Annotated in this window: 13 protein-coding genes and 1 pseudogene; 6 read left to right on the top strand and 8 right to left on the bottom strand. The window is 45.7% G+C overall.

Annotation, left to right across the window (positions count from 1 at the left end; translation table 11 throughout):
* The first annotated feature begins 213 nt into the window (after window positions 1–213).
* The 6 genes and pseudogenes from MHB46_RS19560 to MHB46_RS19535 all read left to right on the top strand — a co-directional run.
* The gene (locus tag MHB46_RS19560) at window positions 214–1,320 is read left to right on the top strand and encodes a M23 family metallopeptidase (protein WP_341163158.1); all 1,107 of its coding nucleotides are present in this window, start codon (window positions 214–216) and stop codon (window positions 1,318–1,320) included.
* An 87-nt stretch (window positions 1,321–1,407) separates the two neighbouring features.
* The gene (locus MHB46_RS19555) at window positions 1,408–1,977 is read left to right on the top strand and encodes an IS3 family transposase (RefSeq protein ID WP_341163157.1); all 570 of its coding nucleotides are present in this window, start codon (window positions 1,408–1,410) and stop codon (window positions 1,975–1,977) included.
* 751 nt (window positions 1,978–2,728) lie between these two features.
* A complete protein-coding gene (locus MHB46_RS19550; protein WP_341163156.1) occupies window positions 2,729–3,481 on the top strand; it encodes an SDR family oxidoreductase in 753 nt (250 codons plus the stop codon).
* 138 nt (window positions 3,482–3,619) lie between these two features.
* A complete protein-coding gene (locus MHB46_RS19545; RefSeq protein WP_341163155.1) occupies window positions 3,620–4,240 on the top strand; it encodes a TetR/AcrR family transcriptional regulator in 621 nt (206 codons plus the stop codon).
* A gap of 142 nt (window positions 4,241–4,382) precedes the next feature.
* Window positions 4,383–4,706 carry a helix-turn-helix domain-containing protein gene (locus MHB46_RS19540; protein ID WP_341163154.1) on the top strand — a complete coding sequence of 108 codons (324 nt, stop codon included), beginning with the start codon at window positions 4,383–4,385 and terminating at the stop codon, window positions 4,704–4,706.
* 195 nt (window positions 4,707–4,901) lie between these two features.
* Window positions 4,902–5,384: pseudogene (locus MHB46_RS19535) on the top strand (IS3 family transposase); the annotation flags it as partial.
* A gap of 139 nt (window positions 5,385–5,523) precedes the next feature.
* Here MHB46_RS19535 and yunB read toward each other — a convergent pair.
* From yunB to MHB46_RS19495, 8 genes are all read right to left on the bottom strand, one after another.
* Window positions 5,524–6,330 carry a sporulation protein YunB gene (gene yunB, locus MHB46_RS19530; protein ID WP_445667615.1) on the bottom strand — a complete coding sequence of 269 codons (807 nt, stop codon included), beginning with the start codon at window positions 6,328–6,330 and terminating at the stop codon, window positions 5,524–5,526.
* Between the two features lie 129 nt (window positions 6,331–6,459).
* Complete coding sequence (locus MHB46_RS19525) at window positions 6,460–7,392, bottom strand: aldo/keto reductase (RefSeq protein WP_254326693.1); 933 nt, start codon at window positions 7,390–7,392, stop codon at window positions 6,460–6,462.
* A gap of 89 nt (window positions 7,393–7,481) precedes the next feature.
* Entirely contained in the window at window positions 7,482–8,171 is a 690-nt protein-coding gene (locus MHB46_RS19520) for a DNA alkylation repair protein (protein ID WP_341163152.1), read from the bottom strand.
* Window positions 8,172–8,190: 19 nt separating this feature from the next.
* The gene (locus MHB46_RS19515) at window positions 8,191–8,808 is read right to left on the bottom strand and encodes a DNA-3-methyladenine glycosylase family protein (RefSeq protein ID WP_341163151.1); all 618 of its coding nucleotides are present in this window, start codon (window positions 8,806–8,808) and stop codon (window positions 8,191–8,193) included.
* A gap of 63 nt (window positions 8,809–8,871) precedes the next feature.
* Window positions 8,872–9,687, bottom strand: coding sequence for an SPL family radical SAM protein (locus MHB46_RS19510; RefSeq protein WP_160789237.1), 816 nt, complete (start codon window positions 9,685–9,687; stop codon window positions 8,872–8,874).
* Complete coding sequence (locus tag MHB46_RS19505) at window positions 9,677–10,219, bottom strand: methylated-DNA--[protein]-cysteine S-methyltransferase (protein WP_341163150.1); 543 nt, start codon at window positions 10,217–10,219, stop codon at window positions 9,677–9,679. The genes MHB46_RS19510 and MHB46_RS19505 overlap by 11 nt, the downstream gene beginning before the upstream one ends.
* Window positions 10,200–10,805: a bifunctional transcriptional activator/DNA repair enzyme AdaA gene (locus MHB46_RS19500; protein WP_341163149.1), complete on the bottom strand. Its 606-nt coding sequence runs from the start codon at window positions 10,803–10,805 to the stop codon at window positions 10,200–10,202. The genes MHB46_RS19505 and MHB46_RS19500 overlap by 20 nt, the downstream gene beginning before the upstream one ends.
* 187 nt (window positions 10,806–10,992) lie before the next feature.
* Window positions 10,993–12,483: an alanine/glycine:cation symporter family protein gene (locus MHB46_RS19495; RefSeq protein WP_341163148.1), complete on the bottom strand. Its 1,491-nt coding sequence runs from the start codon at window positions 12,481–12,483 to the stop codon at window positions 10,993–10,995.
* Window positions 12,484–12,652 lie beyond the last annotated feature (169 nt).

Raw genomic sequence — 12,652 nt, 5'->3', positions numbered from 1 at the left:
TCATTGCCATACATTATAACATGAAAGCCATGGAAAAACCTCCATTCATTGTTCCCTTTTTGATATGACATTGATGCCGGAAAAAGTAAACTCTTTACATGGATAAAAGCGGCGGATATGGCTCAATCTAAACAAAAGCGCCCCTTTCACGTTATTGAATACGGGCCTAGAATTTATCGGGCGATTAAGCCCTTCTATAGGAGGTCGGTTCACGTGCCTTACCCTACGCGGACAGCCCGAGCTGTTCGTTTGTTATCGCTGCTGTTATGCGCTACTACACTGACAACGGCCTGTCCGCTTCCTGCTCGTGCCTTTGCCAATCACTTACAGTCCTCGTCCGCCAGAAGTAGCCTGACCGCAAATGTAGATGCTTCACATGCTCAGTCTTCGTCGTATACGTCCAGGCTAGCTTTATATCATTCCATCGAAGCCCTGACTGGAGTTCCTTGGTACAGGCTGGCTGCCATCGACCAGTATGAACGCACACTTACAGTGGCCCATCCCAGGGATCGGAAGCATGCGGAACGGATCATAGGTATTTTCATCACGGGACCAGTCTGGTCCGGCCTGATGAACCCTGATTCGGAGGATCAAAATCCGCGTTCCATTGAACTATTTTCCGGGCTGGGACAAGACGGTTCGGGTGATGGAATCGCTGACCGTAATAATGACAAGGATCTGCTGTTCAGCATCGCATCTTATCTCGGAAAGTATGGAAACAACGAGGATGAATTTGGTATTGCCGTTTGGGAATATTACCATAACAGCCGCGCAGTTCAAAGAGTTCAGCAGTTTGCTAAGCTGTATCGGACGTATGGCAAGCTGGATCTGGGCAGTCAAGCTTTCCCCCTTCCTTTAGGCAGCATTTATAGCTACCGCAGCACATGGGGAAGCCGTCGCAGCTGGGGCGGCTACCGGATACATGAAGGAACTGATCTGTTTGCTGGCTATGGAGTTCCAGTTCGCAGTACCTGCTACGGTGTAGTTGAAATGAAGGGCTGGAATCCCTTCGGCGGATGGCGAATCGGGATTCGAGATCTCAACAACCGCTATCACTACTATGCGCATCTTTCCGGCTTTGACAAAACCGTCCACAACGGAGACATCGTTACACCCGGCCAGACGGTTGGCTGGGTCGGAAGCTCGGGCTATGGAAAACCCGGTACCCAAGGCAAGTTTCCACCGCATCTGCACTATGGTATATATCGGGACAATGGTTGGGCAGATTGGTCCTTTGACCCGTATCCGTTATTAAGACAGTGGGAGCAGTCCGAACGCAAAGCGCTCAAAAAAGGAAAAATAAAAGGGACCTCCTCATGATATGATCCCCTCATAGTGGACAGAAAAAAGCAGGCACATTACTCTGTCTATTATGGGGGGATTTTATATGGGGAAAATTAGAAAAACGTGGAAAGGAAGCAGTTCATTTCCACCAAACAGCGCGAGGACGAACAGATCAAAATGAAGATTGCGGAGTGCTGTAGAGAAGTCAGAGGAATTTACGGATATCGACGGGTCAAAGTATGGATCAAGAAGAAATACGGACAGACCGTAAACCACAAACGAGTCCAGCGCTTGATGAACGAGATGGGAATCCAAGCGGTCATCCGCAAGAAAAAGCCTTATTACGGCAAAAAAGAAGCATATGTCATTTCAAGTAATCTTCTGAATAGGGATTTCCACGCTGCAAGACCCAACGAGAAATGGGTCACCGATATCACCTATCTCATATTTAATGGACAGAAACTGTACCTATCCGCCATTAAAGACCTGTATAACAACGAGATCATCGCCTATCAGATCAGTCGTAGAAATGACTTGAAGCTTGTGATGGAGTGTTTTGATCGCTACACTTTCCGAACAGGTGCCGAAGTGAAACATGCTGTCCAACGTTATATCCATTTCTACAACTACCAACGTTTTCAACAAAAATTAAACAACCTAAGCCCGTATGAGTATCGGACTCAGGTTGCTTAATGTTGCTTTTTAATTACTGTCTACTTGAGCATTTTCGCATATTGCTATGTTTGGGAAACTGTTATCTTTCATTTATTCGATTTCGTTCCATTGAGGCGAACAAGATCACCATTTGTCATGCAACTCGAATAATTATCTTCTAAAATCTCCAAGGCTACTCTTGATTGCTTTTACTTCACCAGTTCCAAGAGTACGCAATATATCATTTCGTTCCTAATACCTCTTGCATTTGCAGCCTTGAAAACTTGCCTATTGTCCAATCAGAATCAATTTCTGAAGAATAGCGTCGTTGGACTCCAGGTAGACGTGAACGTAGTCTTGGACAAAAGCTCTAATATCCTCGGTTACGTAGGCAATAAGCTCCGTTATACGATGACAGCTACTTATAGATTTACCCTAATTCGATTGTACGCCCAACTACACTCTCGCAGACAACAGTCTCTTTCGTTGTTTCTTTGCGATGGAAAATCCCCCCCCCAGCTCCTCCTACTTGATAACGATTTTTTCAGACGTTGAACCTGTTTAACTGAGAGCCCCAGCAGGGTTACTCCTTCTCGTTCGTCAGTTGTCCATCCAACACTTTCTCTACAACCAATACCTTCTTCATCACTGCGTTCGTCAATGTCACTGTCTCCTGTCCCATAGTGACATTATCTCAGACGAACAACAGTAACTAAATTGAGTCACTTGACTTAGGATTATTATCACCTTATACTTATCCTCGTAAGTATCTTGCACTGGAGGTTTTGACATGAACAGACTTAATGGTAAACGGGCACTTATCACGGGCGGCACCAGCGGAATTGGCTTGGAAACGGCCAAGCAATTTCTTGCTGAAGGCGCTCAATTGATTGTCACCGGAGTAACCCCGGCAAATGTAGAAAAAACGCAAAAGGAACTGGGAAATCAAGTCCTTGTGCTTCAGGCAGATTCCCGAGACCTCAACGCCCAACGTCAACTGGCTGAACGTGTTGAACAACATTTCGGCAAGCTGGATATTGCCTTTTTAAACGCAGGTGTATCCCACTGGCGTCCATTCGACCAAATCGATGAGGATAGCTTTGACCGCTTGTTTGACATCAACGTAAAAGCTCCATTTTTCTTGATGCAGGCCCTGGTTCCTGTGATGGCGAACCCGTCCTCTGTCGTCCTAATGGGATCGAGTAGCTCGCATGCCGGATATGCAACTTCTAATGCTTACGCGGCTACTAAAGGTGCAATTTCCACCCTGACCAAAGCCTGGAACTCCGACTTATTGTCGTCTCACGGAATTCGCTTCAATACTGTGAGCCCTGGACCGATTGATACACCGCTTTACGACAAACTTGGCGTGTCTGCCGAAATTCACGAGAAAATTATTGACGGCATACGTGCCGGTATTCCAGCCGGACGCATGGGAACAGCCGAAGAGATTGCCAAAGCCGTTGTCTATTTGGCTTCAGATGAGTCACGGTTCACCATTGGCGTTGATTTGCTTCTGGATGGCGCTCAAACCATTCTCTAATGTGTACTCCCTGCTGCCTAAGCCCATCGGGGCCTTGGGCAGTTTTTTCTTTTAAAACACGGTCCTATGTTTTATAGTAGTACAGAGGGTATTCCCCCTCTGAACAGGACTACAAAAATCCAACTTTGGAGTGGCGCTATGGGAACGAAATCAACTTACCATGAACGTATAAAGGAAGAAAAAAAGGCTTGTACGATTGCCGCAGCAACCGAACTTTTTTTTGAACAAGGGTATGCACGCACCACTTTAGCTCAGATTGCCAAGCGGGCCGGGCTCTCCACCGGAACACTATTCAATCATTTCCCAACCAAGGAATTGATCTTCGAAACCATCGTCAAGCATTTTTGGGAGCTTGATCCCGAATGGGCCGATCCACCGGTTCCCGGTTCTCCCCTGCAAGGATTAACAACGCACGGACGAAACTACGCCTGCGTGCTGACACGTGATGGAATGGCCCCCTTGTTTCGAGTCGTCATTGCAGAGGCCACGCAGTTCCCCCAGCTCAGTCTTCTCCATTATCAATTGGGAGAAGGCGCTGTCCATCAGAAATTGACACAATATTTATTAGATGAAGTTCAATTGGGTAATCTAAACCTGCCAGACGCGGCAAAAACAGCCCACGAATTTATGGCGGTAATTGCCGGGCAGGTGCTATGGCCCAAAATGTTGCTGCTCGATTTCAGTATTTCCCAAGAGCAGGCTTTTCAAATATCCGATGAGGCTGCTCGAATGATATGCTCCCATCAAAGTAGACAGTAGAAAAAACAAAACTCTACTTCTACCATGATGGGAGTTTTTGTAATGTCCAAAAGAAGCCCAATTTCATCTGAAATAAAGCTAAGGGCCGTAAGGCGCTGCCTGCAATATGAATCCAACTCGGAAAAGGATAGAAGCCCCTCTTTTGAATAAAGGACGGAAAACGACATACGAAGAACGGATCGAAATTGTACAATTCACTATCGCCAATGATTTAGATTACCAGAAGGCGATCGACAAATACGGTGTCTCTTACCAGCAGGTTTACGCATGGGTTCGTAAATATAAAGCTAGTGGTCAGGAAGCCTTACAAGATCATCGAGGGTGTAAAAAGCCACTAGAGGAGCTAGATGAGCAGGAACGACTAAAGCTTCGGATTAAGGAACTCGAAGCGCGTAATGAGTACCTTGAAATGGAGAAAGCACTTGCAAAAAAGTTGGCAGAGATCCGGCGAAGAAATACACGCTAACCTTAGCTCGGCATGTAGACATCTATCAAGCAATTCAAGAGCTACATGCTGAAAAAGAACTACAACCGCAAACGGTATTACCGTATCATGCGCGCACTTGAACTCAAGGCAGTCATTCGAAAAAAGCGGCCAAATTACGTGAAAGCTCCAGCCCTTCATATCGCTGAGAATGTCATGAACTGAGAATTTAAGGCGGATGCTCCAAATCAAAAGTGGTGCACTGATGTGACCGAACTGAAGTACGGGAATGGTCGTAAGGCCTACCTGAGTGCCATTATTGATGGATATGACAACTCGATTATTTCGTGGGTTTTAAGCCATTCCAATAACAATGAGCTTGTTATGGATACCGTAAAGAAAGCGTGCAGAAGAAACCGAGGTACTAAGCCGCTTTTGCACAGTGATCTAGGCTTTCAGTATACTTCGGTTGAATATAAACGACTTCAAAAGAGATACAAATTTAAGAAGAGTATGTCTCGTGTAAGCCGATGCCTGAATAACCAACCCATTGAACGATTCTGGGGTACCTTTAAAGCAGAAAGCTATTATCTGGAGAAGTATGACACGTACGATGATCTTCTGCAGAGTGTAAAAACCTATATGCGCTATTACAATAATGATCGGTACACCGAACGACTAAACGGTTTATCCCCTAACGAATATCGAGGAACAGCTTAACGACAAAAAACAATCCCCTCGGCTTTGATACCGAGAGGATTGAACACTTTTGTTTTTTGGTCTGTCTACTTGACAGGGTGCACTTCATCATAGGGTGCCTTTTATTTTTCCTGAGCAACTCACGTCACTCCACTCTGCTCTATGGCGTTGGGGGCTGACTAGAGGAGTTTGGGTTTTCCTGTACCTCTGGGACACTTACTATGCTGGAATCTATAGCGCCGTTACTCTCTATGGAATGGGGAGGCAACGCCAACTGCGGAGCAGCTGCACCATTTTTACCCACTGGTTTCCCCTGATTGTCATAGTAGTACATCGGAACGTTGCCTACCACTAATAAATAAGAAACCGGAATTTCCGTCTCCACAATCTGAGGTTGCATCTCAAACGGTATAACCACGGACACTTCCGTCGTAATCCGAATGTACACTTCCACCAAGATCATGTTTATGCCCGCATCCTGTTGACGGGTATTTAAATCCACCTTGATTGCTCCATGCGGCTCCACCTTTAGGGGGACCGTTGGTCCATAAGCTGCCAACAGTGGACTGCCCAATGCCTGACCAATCGGAACGCTCTCATCAAAATGGCTCATGCTGTCCATCGTTGCCTTGACTGCTTTGAGCGTATCTGACGTAATTCTCATATGTTCCGCATAATTCAGAACAAAACCGGAGGTTCTCCCTTGTGCATCCGTTCTCCATTCGATCAGATTATCAGCCGTCTTCCCCTGTTCTACCTGTGCTGTAATTGCTGAATTAATAGCCTCCGTCGCCATTTGTTTAACCCGCACTTTTGCCAGGTGCATCATGGGCGGCTTCAAATGCTGCTCCACATAAGCAGCCATCTGTATGATCCCTACCAGCAGCGCCAGTGCCACAATAAAAAAAAACCTACGTCTGCCGCGTCGCCTTCTGTTGGGTGCGCTGTGCCATTGCGGTCTTCTCATCATCCGATCCCCCCGCAGCGTTGAACTTACCCTACAAGGATATGCGAGTTGTACACGAAAAAGAAGCCGCCCGTCCGGCAGCTTCTCTAGATGGAACAAATATATAATTGCAAATATAAGGTGCACTCATTATTTGAAAATATGGTCAATCTTTTCGATATCAGCCTGACTCAATTGGACATTTAGCGTCTTCAGATTCGCCAGCACCTGCTCCGGCCCCTTCGCCCCTGGAATGAGGGCATCAATCGAATCACGGGTCAAATACCATGCGAGTACAACATGAGCAACCTCTGCATTCAACGCATTGGCAATCTCCCGTACCTGCTCCACTTTGTCCAAATTACGAGCAAATGCATCTCCCTGAAACAATGGATTTTTCGCTCTGATGTCCGAGAAGGTCATGTCTTTCGTATACTTCCCCCCCAGCAATCCCGAAGCTAACGGGAAATAAGGCACAAACGAAATCCCATTTTCCTTGGTATAAGGCAGCAGATCCTTCTCAGCTTCCCGTTGAAACAAATTATATTGGGATTGAAGCACATCTACATAACCGTCACTATTCGCATCCTTAAGTTGTTCAATGGAGAAGTTAGATACACCAATGGCCTTGATTTTGCCTTCGTCCTTGAGCTTCTTCAGTTCTCCGACTGCTTCTGCCTTCGGTGTAGTTTCGTCCGGGAAATGGATATAAAACAGATCGATATAATCGGTCTGCAATCTTTTCAGGCTGGATTCGACGGATTCACGCAAAAAAGCAGGCGAGTTGTCAAAAACGACCTCTCCGTTTACAAATTTGTGTGCACCCTTCGTGGCAATAACAGCTTTATCACGCTGACCACGCTCTTTCAATACCTCACCAATCAACCGTTCCGAGTGCTCAGGTCCATAAATAAAAGCCGTATCCAGAAAATTGATGCCGTTATCCAAAGCTGTGCGAACGACTTCTTTGCCCGTTTCATCATTCAAATCGGAAAAGAGATTATGTCCTCCCACTTTATTTGCACCCAAACCGATTGGTTTTACATATAAATCTGTTTTACCAAGACGTACTTGCTCTGCCAATTCACGTCATCTCCTTTTCGAAAGTTACTTCCATTTTATTATTAGATTCCAAAAAAAGCAAAGTGCGTACCTGGCTGCTGAGCCCCATCCTATTTTCTTTTTCGCTTCATACCGCGAATGGTCGTTTTCGTTGCCTGATCCACCCGATATGATTCCGTGATTTTTTGCAGTGCTTTGTTGAAGGTGAAATCATCCAATGTATTATGACTTAAATACGCCATGGTTACCTCAGGTAGCTTGATATAACAGATCGATATCGCCCATGCTACCGCCATTTGTACATAATAATCCTCGCGATGGGTCTGATCCAGTAAAATAAACACCTGATTCATATACTGTTCCTCAATATAAAAATTCAGAAGCATAACTACACCAAACCGAATTTCATATTCTTTCTTGGAGAATAGATAGGGCTGAATAAACTCCCACACCCGTTCTTTATGATGTTTTGTGATTTTCAATCCGGCACAGAAACTATCACATACGGACCAATTATCAATTTTAGGAACAAACTTGGCGGCATAACTCAAAACTTCCTCTATATCTGTTTTGACAGAACCAATCACCATACCTTGCAGCATTACTTCTTCGAAGTGTTCACTTTCAGCGGTCTCCAGGTAAAGACGCCAATCTCCTTTGGCAATATCTTGAGCTAGCTTACGCAGCACTGGCAGACGTACACCCAGCACATTATTAATCGTCGGAAGCAATGCAGCCGTGAATTTCTGAAAATCCGCATCCACATATGACAGTATCTGTTCTCTGATTGTTTTCTCCATCGTTTCCACTCCCTGATTCTTAACGAAATGAAATACTCCACAAATAAATAGAGGCCACCGAACCATAAGGCGAATAGACTCGGCGGTACTCCTCAAATTGCTGCTTGGTCAATGTATCCAGATGGTACAACTTCATCATTCCCCGTCGAATAGCCATATCACCCCAACTCACGACATCTGGACGCTCCATGCAATTAATCAGCATCATTTCAGCCGTCCAAGGTCCTATTCCTTGCAGCGAGGACAATTTCTGGATCACCTGTGCATCGGAAAGCTCATATAATTCCTGTAAATCCAACAGGCCCTGCTCGATCGTCTGGGCTATATTAAGGATACATGTGGCCTTTTTCATGGTGATACCACAGCTTTGAATATCTAAAGCCGTCTGAACGGCTATATTTTGTGGAGTGATCACGCCTAACTTCTCCTGCATCCTTGCCCATATGGTCTGAACCGCCTTGGCCGATATAAGCTGTCCCACAATTGCATGAACGAGCGCCGCAAACAGGTCAGGAATGATCACACGTTCTACCTTGCCCAATTGCGTCATCGCTGCACCAAGTACGGTATCTACGTTTTTTAGATAATTGATTTCCTTTTCCCCATAGTCAAAGTTTTTGGTCATTACAGTTTGCATTCGTTCTCCCGCTGCCCCCTTATATGGTTCACTCTTGATTCAATGGCATGGACTGCTTTTACATCAAGGTTCGAATCCTTCTTTGCTCACATAGAGCTGCTCTTTCGGGAAAACATGGAGAAAACGCTCATAAACCGCCTTATAGGCAGCAGGATGATACCATTCTTCCAGCCCCAATGACTCGTACAACGCACCAATTTTTAAGCTACGCGTTCGTCTTCCCCCACTGCCGTCTCCCATAAAATAATCATCAATACAGACACGGTTGACCAGAGGCAAAAGCTTGTCTGCAAAATGTTCACTGCTTGGAAGCATCGGAGCAATCGTAGCTTGCGTCGGTACACCTGCCTCCTTTAAGAGATGCAGCGTTTGGAGGCGAGCCTGGATGGGAGGAGCTTCCGGGGTAAAATGTTTGCGTATATCTTCTCGATCCGTTTCTACAGTCATACTCACACGAACACGATCCCCCAATCGGAGCAGTAAATCAGTATCCCGCCGTACCAGTGGACTGCGCGTCTGTAAAAAGAGAAAATCCGGTGGATCCTCCACCATCACCTCCAGCAGAGACCGGGTCACCTCTTCCTTATACTCGGCAGGCTGATAAGGATCTGTGCTTGACGACATGAAAATCGTGACTTTACCTTTGGATTTGGCTCTACGAAGCTCCTTGCGAAGAATATCTGCCGCCTGATTTTTAATATCAACCCATGTCCCCCACGCTTCCTTCCGAAATGTGGAGACTGGCAATTGGCGTACATAGCAATACGAACAACCAAAGGTACAACCTGTATACGGGTTCAACGAATGTGTATATCCTGACAAGAAGCCGGTCCCTTTATTCAAAAGAGTCTTGGGGGATTTGTAATACTCATTTTTCATACTGAACCGATGCCACACTTTCCTTTTCGAGCTGCAAAAGCTTCACCTTCATGCCCAAACCACCACGATATCCGGTCATAGCTCCATTTTTACCGATGACCCGATGACAAGGGACCGTGACCAAAATCGGATTAGCACCGATGGCAGCCCCCACCGCACGAACAGAGGCTGGCTTTTGAATAGCGTTGGCAATGTCTGAATAGGATAGTGTTTCCCCATACGGAATATCACACAACGCATTCCAAACCGCCATCTGGAACGCAGTCCCATGAAAATCAAAGGGCAATGTAAATTGGGCGCGCTTCCCTTGGAAATATTCAATCAACTCCTTGGCATAGGACTGTAAAGCAGCATCCTCTTCAACTAAAGGACTGCCGGGAAATCGTCTTCCCGCCCATGAAAACAATTCCTCTACAGGTTGATTGGGCGAACCTACATAACATAGTCCTTCCGATGTAGCTGCAATATATAAATTCCAATCCTCATGTGTCAACAATGACCAATAGATCGTTTTATTTATTTGCTGTGCCATGCTGTGTACCTCCATTTTGTGTTGCTTTCAATTTGAATTGGCGATATTGCAATGGGGAGTAGCCTGTATTCTTTTTAAATAACGTAATAAAGTAAGGTGTATTGGACAGACCTACGTTCTCCCCCACTTCCGCAACAGATATATCTGAGCAAATGAGCAGCTTCTTCGCTTGTTCCAACCTGGTCTGCTGTATATATTCCATCGGAGTTAGATGCATGATCCGCTTGAAGGTACGATGTAAATGATACGGACTTCCATGGCTTATTTCAGCCAGGATGTGCAATGTTAAGTCCTTCATATAGTTAGAATTCACGTATTCTGTAACCAGTGCGATCCATTCATGATCAGGCAATCGTTGTCCTGTCGGTTTGCATCTTTTGCATGGACGGAAATGCTCGGCCAATGCCTGCTCTGCTGTTTTAAATATACGGATGTTTTCTCTTTTGGGAGGACGGGATTTGCAGGAGGGGCGACAAAATATTCCCGTTGTCTTCACAGCGTACAAAAATACCCCATCATAAGACTTGTCGTTTTCTACAATAGCGCTCCACTTGTCGTCAGTTATGGATAAATCGGATGTTCTCATTCAAATCACCTCTCTGATGCAAATGTGGCCTCCCCACATATCCATGGCAGGACTATTCAAAATCCTTCTGTCTAAATTATAGACTAAATAGTGAACATATGTACCCTTCTTGGAATGTAAAGGCAAGATAACGAAAAAAAGATGACTCCCCGCGGAGTCACCTTTGATCTTACTTAGCTATCATTACTTAGGCTTGAAGTTTGCTCGGTTCAGCGGTGATCGTCAACTCATCTGCAGGAGGCTGATATTCCTTTGACCAATACTCCGCATTTGAAATACCTGCTTTCTCCGGGTTGAACACCGGATCTAGCCCTTGCTTTCGCTGCCGTTCGTAATCCTTAAGCACGCGGAAAGCAGGTTTGGCCAGCAGAATCATGGCGATTAGATTCACCCAGAGCATAATACCGACGCCCATATCCCCCAGTGTCCACGCCAGAGCCGATTCCTTGACCGCCGTTCCGTAGAACGTCGAACCCAGAATAACCAGCTTTAGGACGAACATGGGCCATTTTGCTTTATAATCTGCAACCAGATAGGCCATATTTGTTTCTGCGATGTAATAATAAGAGATAATGGTTGTAAACGCGAAAAAGAACAATGTAATTGCCAGCAGACTGGAGCCGAAGCCCGGAAATACTGACTCAATAGCAGCCTGTGTATACTGGGTCCCCTCTTCAACACCGGGAAGATTGTGCACAATAAAGTCGCCACCGGGTCCCTTCACGTTATACATACCTGTGAACAGAACCATAAAAGCCGTAGACGTACAGACCAAAAAGGTATCTACGTACACGGAAAATGCCTGGACCAGCCCCTGCTTCGCCGGATGAGATACTTCCGCAGCGGCTGCCGGATGCGCACCAGAGCCTTGTCCGGCTTCGTTGGAATAAATCCCCCGCTTTACACCCCAAGCAATCGCCGTCCCTGCCATACCGCCGAACACAGAATCCACGCCAAAGGCACTACGAAAGATTAGCGAAAATACATCGGGAAGTGCAGTAATGTTCGTCATCATAATGTAGAAAGAGACGAGGATGTAACCGAGTGCCATAAACGGAATGACAACCTGAGCCACATTGGCAATCCTTTTTACACCACCAAAAATGATAAGCGCCAGCAACACGACTACTAGAATCCCTGAAACCTTCATATCCATGCCAAACGAACTGTGAAAAGCTACAGCAATGGAGTTCGATTGAGTTCCCGGCATCAGTAAACACATCGCGACCAACGCAGCAACCGCAAAAATGACGGCAAACCATTTTAAGCCTGTCCCTTTTTCAATATAAAAGGCTGGACCGCCCCGGTACTGACCATCTCGCTTTACCTTATACACCTGAGCCAGTGTGGATTCTACAAAAGCTGTAGCCGATCCGATAAAGGCCATGACCCACATCCAAAATATCGCCCCAGGTCCACCCATACCAACCGCCAAAGCAATCCCAGCAATATTCCCCGTCCCTACACGCCCCGATAGTGCCATCGTAAAGGCCTGAAAGGAGGATACACCTGCCTCGGAACTTTTCCCTTTAAATACTAGGCGGATCATCTCTTTGAAATGCCTGATTTGTAGGAAGCGAGTCATGATCGAAAATAATAGCCCCACACCCAAACAGACATATACCACAGGATTGCTCCAAATGACGCCGTTTACTGCCTCTGCCCACTGCTCTAACATTCCTTGTATTTCCCCCTGATCAATCAATTGATTTTCCAGTCTATGTTTTCAGAAAATTTGCATAATTACAAAAAATTATAGATTAGTTTTTACCCCCGTACAAGTTAATTTAATTGACATATTGTCAATTACAAGTGGGCTTACCAGCTACATAAAATGACGACAAAAA

The organism is Paenibacillus sp. FSL H7-0703, assembly GCF_038003485.1.
Taxonomy (GTDB): domain Bacteria; phylum Bacillota; class Bacilli; order Paenibacillales; family Paenibacillaceae; genus Paenibacillus; species Paenibacillus polymyxa_B.
This window is presented reverse-complemented; position numbering and strand designations above follow the sequence as displayed.

What these genes read in the sequence shown, in the direction of transcription:
- MHB46_RS19550 (WP_341163156.1), top strand. Translation starts at nt 2,729, where the DNA reads ATGAACAGACTTAATGGTAAACGGGCACTTATCACGGGCGGCACCAGC.
- MHB46_RS19545 (WP_341163155.1), top strand. Translation starts at nt 3,620, where the DNA reads ATGGGAACGAAATCAACTTACCATGAACGTATAAAGGAAGAAAAAAAG.
- yunB (WP_445667615.1), bottom strand. Translation starts at nt 6,330, where the DNA reads ATGAGAAGACCGCAATGGCACAGCGCACCCAACAGAAGGCGACGCGGC.
- MHB46_RS19520 (WP_341163152.1), bottom strand. Translation starts at nt 8,171, where the DNA reads ATGGAGAAAACAATCAGAGAACAGATACTGTCATATGTGGATGCGGAT.
- MHB46_RS19515 (WP_341163151.1), bottom strand. Translation starts at nt 8,808, where the DNA reads ATGCAAACTGTAATGACCAAAAACTTTGACTATGGGGAAAAGGAAATC.
- MHB46_RS19510 (WP_160789237.1), bottom strand. Translation starts at nt 9,687, where the DNA reads ATGAAAAATGAGTATTACAAATCCCCCAAGACTCTTTTGAATAAAGGG.
- MHB46_RS19505 (WP_341163150.1), bottom strand. Translation starts at nt 10,219, where the DNA reads ATGGCACAGCAAATAAATAAAACGATCTATTGGTCATTGTTGACACAT.
- MHB46_RS19500 (WP_341163149.1), bottom strand. Translation starts at nt 10,805, where the DNA reads ATGAGAACATCCGATTTATCCATAACTGACGACAAGTGGAGCGCTATT.
- MHB46_RS19495 (WP_341163148.1), bottom strand. Translation starts at nt 12,483, where the DNA reads ATGTTAGAGCAGTGGGCAGAGGCAGTAAACGGCGTCATTTGGAGCAAT.